Source organism: Pseudoalteromonas sp. SG43-7, from assembly GCF_014164295.1.
GTDB lineage: Bacteria > Pseudomonadota > Gammaproteobacteria > Enterobacterales > Alteromonadaceae > Pseudoalteromonas > Pseudoalteromonas rhizosphaerae.
The window spans coordinates 1-19,491 of the sequence record NZ_JACJEY010000028.1; the positions used below are offsets into that span (position 1 = coordinate 1).

14 protein-coding genes and 1 pseudogene are annotated in these 19,491 nt (G+C 40.7%); 11 read left to right on the top strand and 4 right to left on the bottom strand.

From position 1 onward, the window contains the following. Window positions 1–109: 109 nt before the first annotated feature. The 3 genes from H5200_RS13595 to creD all read left to right on the top strand — a co-directional run bounded on the left by H5200_RS13595 (window position 110) and on the right by creD (window position 3,349). Complete coding sequence (locus H5200_RS13595; protein ID WP_259399211.1) at window positions 110–502, top strand: winged helix-turn-helix domain-containing protein; 393 nt, start codon at window positions 110–112, stop codon at window positions 500–502. Beyond that, window positions 489–1,970, top strand: coding sequence for a two-component system sensor histidine kinase CreC (gene creC, locus H5200_RS13600; RefSeq protein WP_182761667.1), 1,482 nt, complete (start codon window positions 489–491; stop codon window positions 1,968–1,970). Before H5200_RS13595 ends, creC begins: the two co-directional genes overlap by 14 nt. Window positions 1,971–2,050: 80 nt before the next feature. Beyond that, window positions 2,051–3,349, top strand: coding sequence for a cell envelope integrity protein CreD (gene creD, locus H5200_RS13605; RefSeq protein ID WP_182761668.1), 1,299 nt, complete (start codon window positions 2,051–2,053; stop codon window positions 3,347–3,349). A 111-nt stretch (window positions 3,350–3,460) separates the two neighbouring features. Here the strand turns inward: creD and H5200_RS13610 are convergent, their stop codons facing one another. Further along, entirely contained in the window at window positions 3,461–4,735 is a 1,275-nt protein-coding gene (locus H5200_RS13610) for a LysM peptidoglycan-binding domain-containing protein (protein ID WP_182761669.1), read from the bottom strand. A 66-nt stretch (window positions 4,736–4,801) separates the two neighbouring features. Next, window positions 4,802–5,665 (bottom strand): annotated as a pseudogene (locus H5200_RS13615) (LytR/AlgR family response regulator transcription factor). A 182-nt stretch (window positions 5,666–5,847) separates the two neighbouring features. On the opposite strand from H5200_RS13615, the gene H5200_RS24070 reads away from it, so the two are divergent. Continuing rightward, entirely contained in the window at window positions 5,848–6,651 is an 804-nt protein-coding gene (locus H5200_RS24070; RefSeq protein WP_259399212.1) for an acyltransferase family protein, read from the top strand. Further along, complete coding sequence (locus H5200_RS24075; protein WP_259399213.1) at window positions 6,651–7,124, top strand: hypothetical protein; 474 nt, start codon at window positions 6,651–6,653, stop codon at window positions 7,122–7,124. The genes H5200_RS24070 and H5200_RS24075 overlap by 1 nt, the downstream gene beginning before the upstream one ends. Here the strand turns inward: H5200_RS24075 and H5200_RS13625 are convergent. Both H5200_RS13625 and H5200_RS13630 read right to left on the bottom strand, forming a co-directional pair. After that, on the bottom strand, window positions 7,121–8,437 hold the full coding sequence (locus H5200_RS13625) for a PAS domain-containing sensor histidine kinase (RefSeq protein ID WP_182761670.1): 1,317 nt from the start codon (window positions 8,435–8,437) through the stop codon (window positions 7,121–7,123). The two genes, H5200_RS24075 and H5200_RS13625, sit on opposite strands and share 4 nt — an antisense overlap. A 2-nt stretch (window positions 8,438–8,439) precedes the next feature. Then, on the bottom strand, window positions 8,440–9,837 hold the full coding sequence (locus H5200_RS13630; protein WP_182761671.1) for a sigma-54 dependent transcriptional regulator: 1,398 nt from the start codon (window positions 9,835–9,837) through the stop codon (window positions 8,440–8,442). 224 nt (window positions 9,838–10,061) lie between these two features. Between H5200_RS13630 and H5200_RS13635 the strand changes: the two genes are divergently transcribed. The 6 genes from H5200_RS13635 to H5200_RS13660 all read left to right on the top strand — a co-directional run bounded on the left by H5200_RS13635 (window position 10,062) and on the right by H5200_RS13660 (window position 19,456). Continuing rightward, window positions 10,062–11,315, top strand: coding sequence for an efflux RND transporter periplasmic adaptor subunit (locus tag H5200_RS13635; protein WP_182761672.1), 1,254 nt, complete (start codon window positions 10,062–10,064; stop codon window positions 11,313–11,315). Window positions 11,316–11,328: 13 nt separating this feature from the next. Further along, window positions 11,329–12,033, top strand: coding sequence for an ABC transporter ATP-binding protein (locus tag H5200_RS13640; RefSeq protein WP_182761673.1), 705 nt, complete (start codon window positions 11,329–11,331; stop codon window positions 12,031–12,033). A 1-nt stretch (window position 12,034) separates the two neighbouring features. Then, on the top strand, window positions 12,035–14,431 hold the full coding sequence (locus H5200_RS13645; RefSeq protein ID WP_182718806.1) for an ABC transporter permease: 2,397 nt from the start codon (window positions 12,035–12,037) through the stop codon (window positions 14,429–14,431). Between the two features lie 85 nt (window positions 14,432–14,516). Next, window positions 14,517–15,548: an ABC transporter permease gene (locus tag H5200_RS13650; RefSeq protein WP_182761674.1), complete on the top strand. Its 1,032-nt coding sequence runs from the start codon at window positions 14,517–14,519 to the stop codon at window positions 15,546–15,548. Window positions 15,549–15,644: 96 nt separating this feature from the next. Continuing rightward, on the top strand, window positions 15,645–16,946 hold the full coding sequence (locus H5200_RS13655) for an ABC transporter permease (protein WP_182761675.1): 1,302 nt from the start codon (window positions 15,645–15,647) through the stop codon (window positions 16,944–16,946). Between the two features lie 92 nt (window positions 16,947–17,038). Next, window positions 17,039–19,456, top strand: coding sequence for an ABC transporter permease (locus H5200_RS13660; protein ID WP_182761676.1), 2,418 nt, complete (start codon window positions 17,039–17,041; stop codon window positions 19,454–19,456). Window positions 19,457–19,491: the final 35 nt, after the last annotated feature.

Here is a 19,491-nt window from a genome sequence, read left to right on the forward strand (position 1 = left end):
ATGAAGAAATAGTCGAACAGGTTTCGCAAGCGTGGAATAAATTCATTTCTGTTCCTGATACGGTTAAAAGCATATGCTCTAGAGACTGGATAAAATTGACTTAATCTTTATGCCGATTGGTATTACTAAGCCATTTAGCCCGCGAGAAGTGCTTGCAAGGGTTAAACTTAGAATTAGACATAGCGAAGCTGCGAGTAAAGTATCCATCTCTTCAGAACAAGCCTCAGGCCTTTATGCCGAAAATTTTGATTATCATTTCCAAAACCAAGCATTGGCTCTCACAGCATTGGAATTTAAATTGCTGGATAAGTTAATTAGCCATCCTCGCCAAGTATTCTCCCGTGAGCAATTATTGTTGTCGGCGCAAAATCACCAAGATGCTATCTATGCTCGTAATGTAGATAGTCACATCAAGGCTATTCGCAATAAATTACGCACAGTATCGGCTCCGGAATGTATTCATACTAAACGTGGTTTTGGTTATTACTATGAATCTACCTAAGCCAACAAATACGGTATTTGCTCGTCTTAAAAGATGGCCTAAGATCCCGCTTGGACTGAGGCTGTTTTTACTCTACTTTGTATTAGTGATTTTAACCGCTTACTTGGTTAGCTCAACAGTTATGAGAGAGATCAAGCCAACGGTACGCCAAGCGAGTGAAGAAACACTGGTCGATATGGCAAACATGCTGGCTGTAATAGCAAGCAACCCAATGGCGAACGGCGATATTGCACAGAGCGCTTTTGCTAAGCAAATCAACTTTTATGGTTTGCGTGATCCCGATGCTGCTATTTGGGGTGTTGAAAAAAAATCAGTTAATCATCGAGTTTATATAACCGATCAACAAGGGATTGTAGTGCTGGATTCATGGCAGCAGGATGTTGGTAATGATTTCTCTAAATGGAATGACGTTTACCTCACCTTACGTGGTGAGTACGGGGCACGTTCAACTGCATTAGACCCTAATGATCCGCTATCAACAGTAATGCATGTTGCTGCACCAATCATGTATAACGATGAGATAATTGGCAGTGTCACAGTTGCTAAAGCGAACCGTTCTGTACAGCCATTTATTGATATTTCTAGGTATCGGGTATTAACTTGGTTAGCGTTAATGAGTGTACTCGCACTTATCATTGGTGCGTTAATCGCGTGGCGTATAAATACTGCGTTATATAAGCTTGCAGACTATGCTGATAAAATGGGGCGCGGTGAAAAAACCAGTAAACCCACCTTTAGAGTTTTTTATGAATATAGCTTACTCAGTGATGCCCTTGAAAATATGCGTCGTCAGCTTGATGGTAAGCGTTACGTAGAAAACTATGTGCAAACTCTAACGCATGAGTTAAAAAGTCCATTGTCAGCAATCAAAGGAGCCAGTGAAATATTACAAACCCCTACCACGATAGATAAACAACAGTTGTTTGCTCAGAATATTGAAACCGAAGCTACGCGCATGCAGCAATTGATTGATAAGTTGTTAGCTCTAACAAAGCTTGAGCAAATCCCAGAACTTGAACAGCGGCAATTAATTGATTTACCTGCTTTATTAGCGCAGATAAAAGCCTCTTGTATCAGCAGGCTAATGACCAAACAAGTAGAGTTAAGAGTTGTATGCGATAACAAAGTTGCCTTTGTAGGGGATCAATTTTTAATACAGCAAGGCTTGTATAATTTGTTTGAAAACGCGTTGGATTTTGTATGTGAGCAGGGGAAAATCAATATTACGGTCACACAAACCGCAGGAGAGCTTTGTATTAATGTCGAAAATACTGGCCCGAAGATACCTGATTATGCGTTAAAGAGAGTAACCGAACGTTTTTATTCGCTTGCCAGAAGTAATGGACAAAAAAGTACCGGCCTTGGGCTTAACTTTGTAGAACAAGTGGTTAAGTTGCATAAAGGAAAATTAGACATCCATAATACCCCGCAGGGCGTATCCGTTAAGCTGTTTTTACCAACTCCATAAAGACTCCATATAAGCACCATTTAAAATCCACTTTTGTCGATTACTCTAGTTCCTATATTAAATAGGGAGTAAAGATAATAATGAAACAAAAAATTGAAACGAAGTTGGTGATCATCATAGGCCTAATTGTACTGTTATTAGTGCCTATCTTTATGATCCAAAACCTAATTGATGAACGTGCAGAACATCAGCAACAAGTGCAAGCTGATATTGCTAAAAGCAGCAGCGGTGAGCAACAAGTCATTGGGCCGTTTATTCAAGTGCAATTTATAGAAACTCACACCGTGGAAGGCAACACCACTGAACAGTTAAAAACGCTGTTATTGCTACCTGAAACATTAACAATAAACAGTGAATTATCTTCTTTTGAAAAATACCGAGGTATTTATAAGGCGTTACTATATCGCTCCGAGAATCACTTTGCAGGCCAATTTAATACCGAGGCTTTAAATGAATTAGCCGGTAAAAAGATAAAACAGGTGCATATGGTGATGGCGATTAAAGATATTCGCGGTATTGGTCAGGGCAGTACAATGCGCATAAATAACCAAGAATATGCGTTGCAGCCTGGCACTAAGCTGGCGCAATTACCCGAAGGCGTTAATATTGAGCTCGATTTTAGTGCTTTACTTGAGCAACAGACGTTGGATTATCAAATTGATTTAAATCTACAAGGAATGCGTAAACTAGCTATTGCTCCTATCGGCAAAGAAACCATTCTTAGCATGCAAGCCGATTGGCCACATCCAAGTTTCGTTGGCGATTACTTACCTATCGACTCAAGTATTTCAGAGCAAGGCTTTACTGCCAACTGGCAAACAAATTACTTTGCTACCAACTTAAAAGAGCTGTTTCAACATTGCGTTTTTCAAAATCAGTGCGAGCAATTTAAGCAACGTAGCATGGGAGTTAATCTTGTTGATGGTGTTGATCATTATTTAAAAAGCTATCGTGCCAGTAACTACGCAATTTTAGTGCTGATATTGGTATTTGCCAGCTTCTTTTTACTCGAAGTGCTTCGCAGCGAACCTGTTCATCCGGTGCAATATGGCTTTGTCGGTTTAGCATTGGCCGTTTTTTATTTATTGTTGATATCACTTGGTGAGCACCTAGGATTTAACCTTGCTTACTTACTATCAGCATTAGCTTCTTCATTATTACTGAGTATTTATGTGGCCGGAATGTTGAAAAATACTAAGCATGGTGGGTTGTTTCTGATTGCTATTCTGTTTTTATACAGCTTACTTTACGGACTATTAAGCGCAGAAGATTACGCATTGTTGATGGGCAGTTTACTGGTGTTTGCAGTACTGAGTTTGATTATGATGCTGACCCGCACAGTAAATTGGTACCACACTAAATCACAAGTTGATGATTAATCTCTGTTTGCAAAGGGCTGCATGATTGCAGCCCTTTAATTATTCAGGCCTAACACAGTTAGCATTGCATATAGCCGCTGAAGATAGGCTTATTATACAGCGTTCATGTTATTAACTTGCTGATAAAAATACGGTTAGCTTATCGCCTACTTTTAAGCGATCGCTTGAAAGGCTGTTCCATTGTTTTAGCTTAGTGATGCTGACTTTGTAATGGTTGGCTATTTTCCACAAGCTTTCGCCAGATTTAACCTTATGCTCTATTTGCGTATCGGCTAACTGCGGTAGCACTAATTTTTGACCAATACGTATGGTACTATTTTTCAAATTATTAAATGCTTTTAGTTGGCTTAAAGTTACTTTGTAGCGCTTAGCGATCACGCTCAAACTATCGCCACGCTTAACTGTATAATGTTGCCATTGGCTGTAGTCGTTAGAATCTTGATCAGCAATCATAGTCTCAAATTGCTTTTGCTCACTAGCAGGAACGACGAGATGCGGTGCATCAATAATCGCCGGAAAGCGAATGACCCCGTAGTTTAAGGGCTCTAACTGTTGCCATTGGACTTTATTATCTAAAATAACTGAGCCAGAAATGGCTATTTTGGCAATTGCATCTTTATTTGCTATTGCAGGGAACGCCATTTTTTGGCTTTTTAATAATTGTGCCGCAGCAAGTAGTTTAGGTACATACTGACTGGTTTGCTGAGGGAGTTTTAAACTGAAAAAGTCAGTTGGTTTACTTTGCTTTTTATTGTTGCTGATCGCTCTAAGTACACGGCCTTCACCTAAGTTATAGGCTGCTATAGCGTGATACCAATCACCATCAAAGCGTTTGTATAAGTACTCCATAAAATCCAGAGCAGCGCGGGTACTGTCGATCACATCTTGGCGGCCATCGTACCAAGGGCTAATTTTTACCTTAAAGTACTTAGCAATGGCAGGCGTTAATTGCCAAAGCCCAGATGCATGCTTGTGCGAATAGGCACTGGCATCAAAGTCGCTTTCAATCAGCGGCATTAGCGCTAATTCTATGGGTAAGTTCCGCTTTTCAACCTCTGTGACTATATAATAAAGGTAAGGCTCAGCACGGCGACTAATTTCATCCATATAGTTTGGGTGAGATAAATACCATGCAATGCGTTGTTGTACATCAGGGTGGCTAGAATTGGCAAATGTAAGTTGTGTGCGGATCCGTTGCCACACATCATCAAGTTCTTTAGCACTTAATGGGACTATTTGTTCTTTAGGTTCGCTTGGTTTTCTAACAATAGATGTAGTCGGTTCTGCCTTAATTGCTGGCTGTGAAGGTGGTTGCTCAGGTGTGGTTTCACAACCAGATAAAATAACAATTAATAGCAGAATGCGGATAAATCGATTTAAAGGCACGTACTAAACTACTCCGAAAATATAAATGCGGTTAACCTAAATCAGGCTAGCTTAACATAGCGTGAGTTAAGAATGACTTGTAGTTGAATTTAACAGTTCCTTAAATTGATCTTTATAGCGACGCGATAAGTTAAGTATTTTTCCTGTTGTAAGTTTTACTTCACTATCTCCACTTGCTAATGGCGTGATTGATTCAACCGCGTCTAACCTAACCGCATGAGAACGGTGAATGCGGCAAAATCCTTGTGGTTCTAACTGAGTTATAAGTTGTGTCATGGTTGCACGAAAAGGGTAAATTCGAGCGCCAATATGTAGATTTACATAATTGCCATTTGATTCAAGCCAATCTACTTCTGCTACGCGAACAATAAATTCTTTTCCCAGCTTTTTTACCAGTAGCCTGTCTAAGTTTACATGTTCAGCAGTATCTTCGCCTTGACTGATCGGGGCTGCTTCACCTGTTAATTGGCTCACGACATATTGATAGGTTTTAATAACAACAATCAAAAATAAGAATCCCCACAAATCTTTGCGGTATTCATAAAGTAACTCAAACCAGACCAAACCAAAGTCATAATACATGCCTTGTACGGTGTAAATGAGCTTGCGAATGGTGACCATAATGCCAATATGCAATAACGAAAAAGCAATGCTTGCCAGCAGATATAGCAGTAATGAGCGGGGGATTTTTTGCCAATTAAAAGGCTGGGTTTTTAATAGCCAAACTAAAGCGGGAAACAACAACAAGGTGCCAATAGCGCTGGAATATTCCTATACAAACGGCTCCCAGATCATAAATGGGAGTACGCCATCACGCTGGGCTTCCATAATGTTTGAGCTGGCATTAATGGTGTTGTTTATAAAAATATAACTACATAAAAATAATGCCGCATACCAAGTTTGGTAGCGCTGAAAGTGCGTTAAAGTGATCATTATTATTGTTACTCTTTAAAAGACCGTATTTAGATTACCAACATAGCGAACAATCACCAAACTTATCATCCCTGATATCCACCGCTTATCCCTACATATTGTTTTGTCAGCCTTTTCTGATTGTTTAACGCAGTGTGTTGTTCATAGTTGTTATTAATTAGTCGCAAGCTAAATCTACTATGACACTTAAAAAAGCAATTAAAAACGCAATGCGCACGTTATTAAAGCCATGGCTCAGTGTGTTTAATCAAGCCGTTGAATTACCACCGCGCCGCTATGATTTAGATTGGCTGAGAGTACTTGCCTTTGGCTTATTAATTTTTTACCACGCCGGCATGTTATACAGTGAAAATTGGGGCTTTCATTTTAAAAGTCAGTACTTATCCAGCGGTATTGAAAACGTCATGCTTTTATTGTCGCCATGGCGGATGGGATTAATTTGGTTTATTTCAGGTGTGGCGCTGCGCTTTATTGTTGCGCGCTTTAGTCTAGGTATGTTTTTAACTACGCGAAGTGTAAAAATATTACTGCCTTTATTGTTTGGCATTTGGTTTATAGTGCCTATTCAGCTTTATGCGCAAATGAGCCAAGAGGTTGGTTTAGCTATGAGCTTTTGGCAGTTCTACCAGCAGTTCTTTAATTTAACTAACCCTTTATTTAATCACTACCAAGCAGGTATTTGGCCACATGTTGATGTAAACCACCTTTGGTATTTACGTTCGTTATGGCAATTTACTTTATTGCTGGTGTTGGCAATGCCACTGTTTCATCATTCTCATGTGCAAGCAGTAATCACGCGTTTATGTGAGCGATCGTTAGTTATTGTTTTTATTGTATTGCTATTGCCGCTGTGTATTTTAAAACTGAGCTGGCCGAGCGACACATTTAGATACCCCATGGGCGCGCTGTTCTTACTTTATGGTTACTTGCTTGGCAGCCTGCATTTTATAGCCAGCTGCTACGTCACTGGCAGGCGTTATTAGTGGTATTCACTTTAGGTTATATAGTTGTTGTGCTGTGTTACAACACGATTTGGCAAAACCCTGCTGCTAGCCAATGGCAAATTACCAGCATGGATATGCTGTATACCGCGCAACGATTAGTCGGTGTATTATTTATGTTGGCACTTGCACAACGTTTTTTGAATCACGATCACCCTAAACTGGCTTTACTAAACTGTGCAGTATTCCCTTTTTATTTATTACATCAAAGTGTGATTATTGGCTTAGCCTTTTATTTGTCTGAACTGCAATTAGGTGGTTTGGTGGAGCCATTATTTATACTCAGCCTCACTTTCATTATTTGTTGGTTGGTGTTTATTGGTGCGCGTCGTATCGATCTATTAAGCCCATTTATAGGGATTAAAGTCACAGGTAAATATAAAGCATGGCAAGTTAAAGCGGGCTTTTGCTACGGGCTTATATTGGTAAGCCCACTGATCTTTAAGTTAATTTAACCAAACACACATCTAAAGCATGCGCCTTGTGGTTTTGGTACATAAATTAAATCACCGCCGTGGTTGAGCATAATTTGCCTTGATAGGCTCAAGCCAATACCTGATCCTTGTTGTTTAGTGGTAAAAAATGGTACGAAGATCATATCCACCACATGTTCGCTGATGCCTGGGCCATTATCGCTCACTTCAACATAGAGTTGTTGGCTGGCGTTTTGTGCCAAGCTGAGCTTGATGTTTGGCTGAGCGGGGCTTTGCGCGTTATATTTTTTGTTGCTGCTTAGCACTTCAAATGCGTTCTTTATAAGATTTACTAATACTTGCTCTATTTGACTACTGTCTAGCATCACTAATTGCTGGCTTTTAATTGTAAGTTCTATATTGATTTGCAGCTCACGCGACTGTTGTTGATGCAAGGTGACAATACGCGCTAGCATATCGGCTAAATTTTCAGGCGCTAAATTAGGTTTAGGTAAGCTGCTAACTTGGCGAAAACGAGCAATAAAGTCGCCTAAATGTGCCGTTCTTGATGCTAAGGTGCTTAGTGCAAGCTGTAAGTCTTGTTTATCTTCAATATCAATAAAACACAGTTCTTGTGGCAGTAAATTGCTGCACGTATCAGCTAACGATGAAAGCGGGGTAATAGAGTTGGCAATTTCGTGCGTAAGTACTTTAGTTAGGCGTTTATACGCTTGTTGTTCTTTGAGTTGTAGTTGGTCATGAATTGATTGTAGGCTTACTACGCGACGCACTTTGCCTTGTATTTCGGCGATACTGAGTTGGATAGAAAGCGTGTCGTGCTGCTCGCCATTTTGCCAATAGGTGGTGCTGCGCATATTGTTCTTGGCGTTCAAAATTAGTTCACCAACAGCGCCTAATTCTCGTAGATGCTGGAAGCTTTTACCCAGTAGTTTGCTGACTGCTGGGTTTGATTCAATCACTTTGCCGTTGTCGTCACATACCATAACCGCTAAATCAACATGAATAAGCAGTGCTTGCAAAAACTGCGCTTGTTGTTCGGCATTAAAGCGTGCTGTTTGCATTTGCGTTTTTACTTGCTCAAATTGCTTAAGCATTGGATGTTGTTGGCCAAGACCTAAGGTGCTGTCGCCATTGGCTAAGGCGCGGATCACCATTTCTGCTTGTTTTTGTTGGCGCTTAAAGAGCGTAAAAATATGCGTTATCAAGGCCGCAGTGACTAATATAATTAACAGCGAAGTTGCTGAAAGCCCATTATTTTGTAATAGATAACTAACGAGTGCGCTGGCGCTAATAAGTGCCACAATATTAATAGTTAATAATAAATGAGGGCGCATTGTTATAGCCCATACTTTTCAAGACGGCGATACATAGCACCACGCGTTAACCCTAAGGCTTTGGCCGCATGGCTAACATTACCTTGGTAATGTGTTAGCGCTGCACGCACAGTGCGCTGCTCGAGCATCTCAAGATCAAAGGTGTCGTATGCCTCGTTGTCATTGGTGGTTGTATGATTAGTAGCACCAGCACTACCAATCACTGAGCTAACATCAAGATTATCGCCATCACTTAAAATAACAGCCCGCTCAATAGCATGAGCAAGCTCGCGGACATTGCCTGGCCATGCATATTGACAAAGTAAGCTCATATCATGTGTTTTTATGGTTAAGTTGCGCTTGTACTTTTGTGCGAAATGATTGAGGTAATAATCTGCTAGCATTGGGATGTCATCACTGCGTTCACGTAAAGCCGGTAAGCGAATTTCAACGGTGTTTATTCGGTATAACAAATCTTGGCGAAAACGCCCCTCGGCGACAGCTTGATCAAGGTTATCATTAGTGGCACAAATTAGGCGGATATCAATATCAATCGCTTTGCTGCCGCCAACAGGTGTAATTTTGCGGTTTTGTAATGCGGCAAGCAGTTTAGCTTGATGCTCTAGGGGTAAATTACCCAGCTCATCTAAAAATAAACTACCGCCTTGGGCGAGCTCAAATTTACCAATTCGATCGCTTTTGGCATCGGTAAATGCGCCTTTTTTATGGCCGAATAGCTCACTTTCAAATAGGTTTTGTGCCACAGCACCCATATCTAAACTCATAAAGGTTTGATTGTGGCGCATACTTGCTTGATGAATGGCATGCGCGGTCAACTCCTTCCCTGTGCCACTTTCACCGGTTATTAATATGTTGGCATCAGTTTGAGCTGCTTTTTCTATGGTGCTAAACACCTGCTGCATCGCATTGCTTTGGCCTAAAAATTCAAAGTTAGGCGTGTTTAAGGCTTGGTTTAACCCTTGTTTTTGCCGCGTTAATTTGCCCACTTGCTGTTTGTCTTTTGCGTGTGAAAACGCGGCGGCAACGGCGCCAAGTAATTGCTCGTTTTGCCAAGGCTTAGCAATAAAATCAGAGGCGCCCGCTTTAATTGCATCTACTGCAAGTTGAATATCGCCGTAGGCAGTCATTAGTAATACAACAATATTTGCATCTTGCTCGATGATTTTTTTCAGCCAATAAAAGCCTTCTTTGCCGCTGATGGAGTCTTGGGTAAAGTTCATATCGAGTAAGATCACATCAATTGGCTGATCAACTTTGCGTTGCTCGTTAATGATGTCAGCAATATCAAATGGGTTGTCAGTGGTTTTAACGCTTTGGTAATGCTGTTTTAGCAACAGCCGTGCGGCGATGAGAATATCTGGGTTGTCATCAACAATTAAAAGTGAGCCTGTGTGTTTCATGATTGTTATTTTTATAGAGTTTTATTTAGCCTAAAACAAAAAGGGGACAGTGTCCATAAATGGACGTTTATAAAATAACAAGGTGTTCTATTAGCGGACACTACAAATATGTGAACAATCAAACTAAAAATTAACCTATTGAATTTATTAGTTAAATAAAACTGGCACAGCGTTTGTAATAACTATCGGTAATTAGTTATTAAACCTGTATCAAGGTAGCCGACATGGACAAAAAAATAGAACGCTCATTTACGCAAAAGTATTTAAAAAAATTCACTTTAGCTGCGCTTGCTTTAGGTGTTGCAGCGGCTGCATATGGTTTTACACAAAGCAGCGATACAGGCCGTAGCCAGCATATTGATCGTAGCAGCCTGACGGTTAGCACGGTTAAACAAGGTGCATTTAAAGATGCTTTAAGCTTACGTGGTCAAGTAGTGCCAAAAACCAGCATTTACCTTGATACCATCGCCGGTGGTCAAGTAGAAGAGCGATTAGTAGAGCAAGGCGAATATGTTGAGAAAGGCCAACCGCTAGTGCGCTTAAGCAACACTAACTTACAACTTGATGTAATGAGCCGAGAAGCTCAAGTTACCGAGCAGCTTAACTTTTTACGTAATACGCAAATGACGATGGAAACCAGTCGTTTGAATTTACGCCGCGACTTATTAGAAATCGAATTAAAAATTACCCACTTAACTCGTCGATTAAAACAAACTAAACCTTTGGTTAAAAGTGGCGTATTAGCGCAGGAGCAACTTGCTGAGCTGGAAGAAGATTTAAATTATTACCAAGCTCGTAAAGAGCTTACCCTTGAGCGCCAAAAGCAAGAAAACTCAATCCGTGAGGTGCAAGTGGCACAGCTTTCTGATAGCGCTAAAATGCTCGAAAAAAATCTGCAATTTGCGCGTCGAAATCTTGACAACTTATTAATCAAAGCACCGGTATCGGGTTATTTAAGCGAACTTGATGTGGAAATTGGCGAATCTAAAAACAGTGGTGCGCGGTTAGGCCAAATAGATATTCCTAATGAATATAAATTAGTGGTGCGCATGGATGAATTTTATTTAAACCAAGTGCAGCGTGACATGACTGTAATGATTGAGCTTGAAAGCGACACGGTGAATGCCAAAGTGAGCAAAATTGATAGCCGCGTACAGCAGTCACAATTTCAAGTAGAAGTGGACTTACCCAGTAATACCAAAAGCATTAAGCGCGGGCAAAGCATTGATATTGAGTTAATGCTAGGGGATGACAATAACAATGCCTTAATGCTTAAACGCGGGGCTTTTTTTACTAACTCGGGCGGTAACTGGGTTTATGTAATCGAACAAGGCGGTGATAAAGCAGTGCGCCGTGATATCCGCCTAGGCAAAAAGAATCCACACTATTTTGAAGTGCTTGAAGGGCTCAATGTTGGGGATCAAGTGATTACCTCAAGCTACAGCAACTTTGACAAAGCACAGCAACTACAATTTTAAGGATAATAACACAATGATCAAACTAACTAATTTAAGCCGCGTATTTCGTACTCAAGATATTGAAACAACAGCGCTGAGTAATATTAACTTAACCGTAAACGAAGGTGACTTTTTAGCAATTATGGGGCCATCTGGCTGTGGTAAATCAACGCTGCTTTCTATTCTGGGTATGCTTGATTCACCGACCACAGGCAACTTTGATTTTGCGGGAACTGACATTGCAGGCTATAGCGAAAAGCAACTAGCAGAGCTACGTAAAGAATCAATTGGCTTTGTATTTCAAAGCTTTAACTTGATTGATGAGCTAACTGTATATGAAAACGTAGAGTTGCCGTTACAGTATCAAAAAATATCAAAAAATGAGCGTAAAGAGCGTGTAGAAGCTATTTTAAAACGCGTAGGTATTGATCACCGCGGTGAGCATTTACCTCAGCAGTTATCAGGTGGTCAGCAACAGCGGGTAGCCGTTGCGCGTGCATTAGTGATTAATCCCAAACTAATTTTAGCCGATGAGCCAACCGGTAACCTTGATTCTAAAAACGGTGATGAAGTGATGGCGATGCTACGCGAATTAAACCGTGAAGGCACCACGGTAATTATGGTGACTCACTCAGAAAAAGAGGGGACCTATGCTGATCGCTTAGTGCGCCTATTGGATGGCCAAGTGATGCTTGATAAAGCAAATGTTGCGCAGCAAGCCGTTGTTGAGGTTGCTTAATATGTTTATTAATTATTTAGTCACTGCTTTAAGATCATTCAAGCAACAAAAACAGCACTTTATCCTAAACCTTTTAGGATTAAGTATTGGCTTAGCTGCGGCTATTTTAGTGGCACTATTTGCACAAAACGAGCTATCGTACGATAGTCAGCAGCCTCACGCTGAACGTGTTTACCGTGTAGGCCAAGATTTCTCAAAGTTGGGCTTATCAGTCATTCCTATTTTTAATTATTCTCAAGCGGCAAAAGCCACTGAATATAGTCAAGTTGAAGAAGTGTTTGGTTTGACGATGGTATCGCTGACTCGAGAAGCTATGGTTGACGTGCAGTATCGGGATCAGGGTTTTAAACTTAATGACTTGTATGGGGCAACGCCAAATATTGAGAACTTTATCAATATAAACACATTGGCTGGTGATTTAAAAAATGCAATGAGTACACCTGAGAGCTTGGCTCTTAGTGAATCTGAAGCACTGCGTATTTTCGGTACAATAAATGTTATTGGTAACACGCTACAGCACGAACAAGGGCAATATACTGTACGGGCGGTGTTTGCAGATTTACCAAGCAATACTCACTTTGCATTTAAAAACCTCGTTTATGTAAAACATGATCCAAATAACCTGATGATTAATAGTAGCTATGTTTATATGCGCTTAGCGCCACAGGCCGATCCAATCGCTCTGGCTGATGCACTTTCTAAGCAGTATTTTTATGAAGAAATGTCAGGAAAAATCTCCATAGAACTTCATCCATTATTAGACTTACATTTTACCGCGAAGTCGCCATTTGAAATGAAAGCAGGCGGAGCCAAACAAGTTGTGATGATTTGTGCTGGTTTGAGTGTGCTGCTTATTTTGATTGCTGGATTTAACTTTATCAATATGACTGTGGCGCAATCGGCAAAACGTGCCAAAGAAGTGGGTGTACGCAAAGCCCTTGGCGCAAGTAAAGCCCAGTTGGTCACTCAGTTTTTAGCCGAGTCAGTGTTGGTTGCATTGTTGGCGATGACTATTGCATGTGTTTTGGTCGAGTTTTTATTACCACAGTTTAACCTGTTGGTGGGTCGTGATTTAGTTGTCAATTATGCCTCTGAATTTGGTTTGGCTATTGTGGTTGTTGCGTTGACGGTTGGTGTTTTGGCAGGCTTGTATCCTGCGTTATTTATTTCATCATTTAGCGCAAAGCGTGTTTTAAGTGGCGATTTACAGCGTGGAAATACCGCTATTTGGGTGCGTAAAAGTTTGTTGACTCTACAGGCTTCGCTTGCAATCGGTTTGATCATTGCGTCAGTGACATTATTTAATCAATTAGCGTACTTACAAAGCTTGCCCTTAGGGTATCAAACGCAGCAGCGTTTAGTTATTTCTGAACTCCCAGTTCAAGAAGTCTTTACCAAACAGCCCAGCGCACTGATTAATCGTCTGACTGCAATCGATGGCGTTGAGCAAGCAACCATTATTGACACCCGTTTAACGGTTTCAATTAACAACACCCTACAACCGACTTGGCCTAATGGAGAATCATCAGGAGGGATTACGCCTGTGATTGGGTCTGGCTTTGATGTCGTCAAAGGGTTAGGACTAAAACTGTTAGCGGGTCGAGATTTTAGCCAAGAATTTGCGGGTGATTGGGCGGCACGTATTGATGGGGTTACCACTGTTGGCACGATTATAACCGAAACAGTCGCTAAGCAGGCTGGCTACAGCAATGTCGCTGATATTGTAGGGAAAACAATTAAAGACACAGGGCGCAATGTCGACATGCGAGTAGTAGGTGTTGTGGAAGATGTGAAAGTCGGCAATGTGCAAGATGCAAACTCTAACATTATGTTTTTATGTGGCTTTAACTATTTGGCACCTGTCTCAGAAGTCATCTTAACGGTTAATCAGCAACAATTACCTTATATCAAGCAACAAGTGATTACTGCATTGGCAGAGGTATCGAATATTTATCAACCTAAAATCAACTTGTTAGCTGATAACTATAAAGCGCTATTAAAAGGCGATGAGCGTATCTCACAAGTGGTGCTTATTTTTACTGGCCTTGCGGTGTTCTTAACCTGTTTAGGGACGTTTGGTTTAGCCTCTTTTGCGACAGTTCGTCGTCAAAAAGAAGTGGGGATCCGTAAAGTGCTTGGTGCATCGCGTCTCAGTATTGTGAATATTTTAGCCAAAGAGTTCTTAGTGTTAGTTGGGCTAAGTGTCGCGATTGCTTTTCCACTCACTTATCTCCTAGTGGGTGATTGGCTGGCTAACTTTAACGACCGCATTGAGCAAGTGTTTTGGGTATATGGCGCAGCAGCAATAGTTGTTGCTGGAATTACCTGGTTAACCGTGGCAAGCCTTGCTTTTAAAGCCGCCAGTACTCGCCCGTCTTTAATTTTGCGATATGAGTAATAACATTGTGATACTCAAAGTCACCTTATAAAGCGACTCAATATCGCTTGTAAGGTGGTTACTCACTTAATATTAGGGTTATGTGATGTTTAGTCTTAGTTTTATTACAACTATTCGCTCATTTGCTCAGCACAAATTGCATTTTTCTTTAAGCGTTATGGGTTTGAGCTTAGGAATGGCGATTGTCATTCTGATGGGGTTGTTTATTCGCAATGAGCTTTCGTTTGAGCGCAATCAGCCCAATGTAAATAACCATTATCGGTTAGTGATGCATGCTCAAGAAAATAACAATGAATACATTTTAACAACGCCGAGAGCGTATCAACAGCTAGCTAATATTGCAGGTGTTGACGATGTGTTTTATGTGTTTAAAACGCAAATGGCTAGCGACGATAAAGTATTAGTTGGGCAAAATGCGTTTCAGCTGCTCGCAAATGTCGCGGTCACCCCTAATATTACGCAGTTGGTCAATATCAATGTTCTGGCGGGTAATTTACAGGATGCGTTAAACGCTCCTGAAAAAATTGCGCTATCTCGCAGCGAGGTACTGCGCTTATTTGGTTCAGATATTGATTCGAAAAAGAGAGTTAATACTACAGATTTTAAAAATATTATAGGTAAAACCATTCGATTACAGCATAACAATCGATTGATTACCGTGGCTGCCGTATTTGAAGATTTACCCATCAATAGTCATTTTTATTTTGAATCTTTAATGAGTTTTGCGCCCTATCAACATATTGGTGGCAATGTTGCACACACCTATGTTGCTTTGTCTGCAGGGGCTGACAAGGGCAAAATCGCGGCGCAGGTTACTGAAGTATTTAACCAAATTTGGCAATGGAAAAACATTTACTACCGTTTGCAAGCTATTGAGGATATTCATTTAGGGCCAAATTTTGCGCAAGACATGAAAGTAGGTGGCGCAATGAGTTCGGTGATGATTTGTGCGCTGATGAGTGGGTTACTGCTGCTTATTTCATGTGTGAACTATGTGAATTTTACCGTTGCGCAAGCTGCTAATAGAGCCAAAGAAGTCGGGGTGAAAAAAGCGTTAGGTGCAAGTAAAAGGCAGCTAATCACTCAATTTATGGGTGAGTCGGTTTTGTTAGCTTAGCTTGCACTTGTTGTTGCTTGTGTTTTTGTTGAGCTGGCGTTTCCTTTTTTTAATCAACTAATAGGCCGGCCCATTGCCTTTAACGGTTGGCATGATGTGATTTGGCCTGTCATGGGGTTGGCCACTGTGGTTGGCGTATTGTCGGGTATTTATCCGAGTTTTTACATGGCAAATTTTAATGCCAAAGCCATTTTAAGTGGTGCATTTAAACAAGGTCGGCAAGGTGTATGGATTAGAAAATCATTGTTGTTGGTACAAATTACCTTATCAATCAGCCTGTTGATTGGCGCGATAACCTTGGCGAAGCAGTTAGCATTTTTGCAGTCGTTGCCGGTTAATTATGGCAAATCGCAGCAACTAGTGATTGATGATATGCCCGCAAGTACCTTATACGGTGAGCAGCAATTTGCCTTTTTTGACGCATTGCAACAGATACCAGAGGTGATAGCCAGTACCGCAATGGACTTTGATATTACTCAATCAACCAATGCCGGCATTTTTATTGAAGACAAACTAGACCCGAGTAATCCGTTATCTATGTCTTTGGCGGGTGTGAGCGGTAATGTGGTTGCGGCACTGGATTTACAACTTGTTGCAGGTCGAGATTTTTCGATTGAGCATGCATCAGATTGGTACAGTAAAGAAACCAATCAGGCCAGTATTATTTTGCCTGAATCTGCATTGTCTGTGCTTGGTTTTAAGGATGCACAAAGCGCTGTTTCACAACAGGTTACGTTTGCAGCAGGCCCCGTTTCTCGTGCTACAGGCGTTATTGTTGGTGTGGTTAAAGACATAAAAGTTGGCCCAGTTAATTATCAAGGCGCACCTGTGGTATTTGTTTGTGGTTTAGGTATTGGCGGCAGGTATTCACTGGTTGTGAAAGTTGCAGAACCAAGTGCGCACTCAACCCAAAAAGCGTTGGCCGAATTTATTCGTGCGCGTTTAAATATAGCGCCGGTGGCGATTTCCTATTTAGAAGATAACTATCAAGCGCTATATCAAGAGCAGCAGCGTTTGGCAGAAGTAGTGCAGATTGGTAGCCTGATATCGATGGCTCTAATTTTAATAGGTGTGTTTGGTTTAACGGGTTTTATTGTAAAACAAAGGCAAAAAGAAGTAGCTGTTCGAAAAGTGCTCGGTGCAAGCCGCATCAGTATTGTTAATGCTTTAGCAAAAGAATTTTTAGTGCTGACGTTTTTTGGCTGTTTGATTGCGTGGCCTGTGTCTTATTTCACTCTGGCAGATTGGTTATCAGGTTTTCATGAACACATAATACAAAGTATTTGGGTGTATTCCTTAGCCGCCGTTGCCGTTGCCGCCATCACATGGCTGACCGTCGCAAGCCTTGCTTTCAAAGTCGCAAGTACACGACCATCACTTACTTTACGTTATGAATAATAAAAAGTGATGCTTTAGATGAAAATGTTAACGCTGCCAAAGTACGTAGTTAAATTTTAGCAGCAATTAGCAAACTGAAAAGGATGATCATTTTGGAACAATTAATTATCTCAATAAGAACAAAAGCGACTCGATTATTTTGGCTCCACTTTGTTAGTTATAGTGCTGGGTTAGCAGCAGTAATATTGCTGGCTTTATTTGTGCAGTATGAACTTTCTTATGATAGTAAGCAGCCGGATAAACAGCAGGTTTATAGGGCACACGTAGACTTTACAAGTTTTGGTTTCGATACATTAATGCCGATGCGGGATTTAGCGGTGGCGCAAGCATTGCTAAACGATACTGATGTTGAAGATGTGTTTGGTTTAATACCTGCTGAATTTATGGGGTATGTAGGTCACCACTTTAATACAGAAGTAAGCCATGTAGGCACAAGCAATGGCGACACTAAAGTGAAGCTAAAAAACGTATATTTTGCATCAAATAACTTATCTCACTTTATTAGCTTAGATGTTCTGCGTGGTGATATAGATGTGGTGTTGAATACGCCTAATCAACTCGCGATCAGTGAATCTGAAGCTATCAGGCTGTTTGCTGGTACTAATGTGATAGGTAAGCGGCTAAGTGCAAATGAACAAAACTACACAATAGGCGCTGTATTTAAAGACTTACCTGCGCAAACTCACTTTGCGTTTGACGTATTGACCGCTTTTCCAACCATACTTGAGAAACAACCCCATGGTTACGTTTATATAAAAACAGCAGTCGACACAGATATTGCTGCGCTTGAAAACAAGTTGTTTGAGCAATATTTAACAACAAAGTCAGCAGAGCATAAAACAGTGCAATATAAATTAATAAATATCACTGATATTTATTTAAAAGGTCGCTCCACTTATGAAATGAAAGCGCCTGGGTCAATCACTGCGGTTGCCATTGCTTGCGGACTTATTTTTATTATCTTTTTGCAAATAACCTGTAATTTTATCAACTTTAATTTAGTCAGTGTTGGCAAGGCTGCCAAGCAAATAGCGATTAAGAAGGCGATAGGTGCCAGTCGAGGTCAATTGTTTCTCCTATTTATAGTTGAGTCAATTGTGCTTACTGGCTTTGCTGTAGTGTTATCTTTGGCATTTGTGGAGTTGAGTCATGATTATTTTAATCAGCTCGTTGAGTCGCATATCTCGTTTGTGCTTAACAAATCAATGGTGTTGATGGCCATTTTGATAACCCTTGTGATAGGTTTATTTAATGGCGTATATGCAGGCTTAGTGGTTGCAAATGTTGATGTAAAACTATTGGTAAGAACACATTATCAGTATCATTTGGGGTTACTTGTCAAAGGTATACTGAGCTTTCAAGCAGGTTTAGCCACTTTCATATTTATTGTATTTGTTATTGCTCAGTTGCAGCTTGAGTTTGTTGCTAACATGGATGTGGGCTATCAAACCAAAAATAGACTCATAGTTAAAAACATTCCAACTACACAACTTTTTGATAAAGATAACACTAGTGTTATATCAGCAATTGCCGATTTACCTGGCGTTGCTTCGCTCAGTGCAACTGACATAAACCTTACAGAACAAGTGCGAGGCGGTGTGCAATTAACTTGGCCAAATGGCCAGGTAGTTGATGGTGTTGCACCCTCAGTTGTAACGAGCTTTGATGTGGTAGATGCATTGGGACTTAAATTGTTAGCCGGTAGAGACTTTAGTCGCGATCATCAAAGTGATTGGTTTGAAAAGCATGCGGATGGTTCTGAGCATATTGCGCTAATAGTGACGGAATCTATGGTGAGATTAGCTGGGTATGAGTCCGTGCAGGATGTGATCGGTATGACGCTTAGCAATGGTGATGCTAACTTAAATGCCACGGTTGTTGGTGTTGTCGCTGACGTAAAAGTTGGCTCGGCTAAACATAAAATGACACCGCTATCGTTCAATCTTGGCCGAAATTACTTGCCTAATAGTAATAGCAATATAGTTATAAAGCTAAGTGATAACGCTTCTTTTACGGATTTAAAAACACAGATCCCCAGTTTATTAAAATCGCGCTTTGCAATTCTTGATGTCGAAGTAAATAGGCTTAGCGATGATTATGCAAAAAATTATAAAAATGAGCAGAGGATAACAACGTTATCACAATGGTTATTAATTTTGAGCACTTCGCTAACTGTTATTAGCCTTGCCGTCTTAGTATCTCAAACTGTGCTTTCACAGCAAAAAGAGTTGGCGATTAAAAAAGTTTTGGGGGCAACAGTCACTCAGTTAGTAACAGCCGTGAGCGTGTCTTATTTAAAGCTCGTGTTATTGAGTTTGCTCGTAAGTATACCCCTAGCTTACTGGTTAACGAATAACTGGTTAAGCAGTTTTAACGACCGTATAGGACAGCCTATCTGGGTTTATGTTTTGGCTGCATTGGTTATAGCAGCTATTACTTGGCTCACAGTAGCAAGCCTTGCTTATAAAGCTGCAAGTACACGACCGTCACTTGTTTTACGCGATGAGTAGTTAACCTCAACTCTGGATAATAAATCTATCTCCAG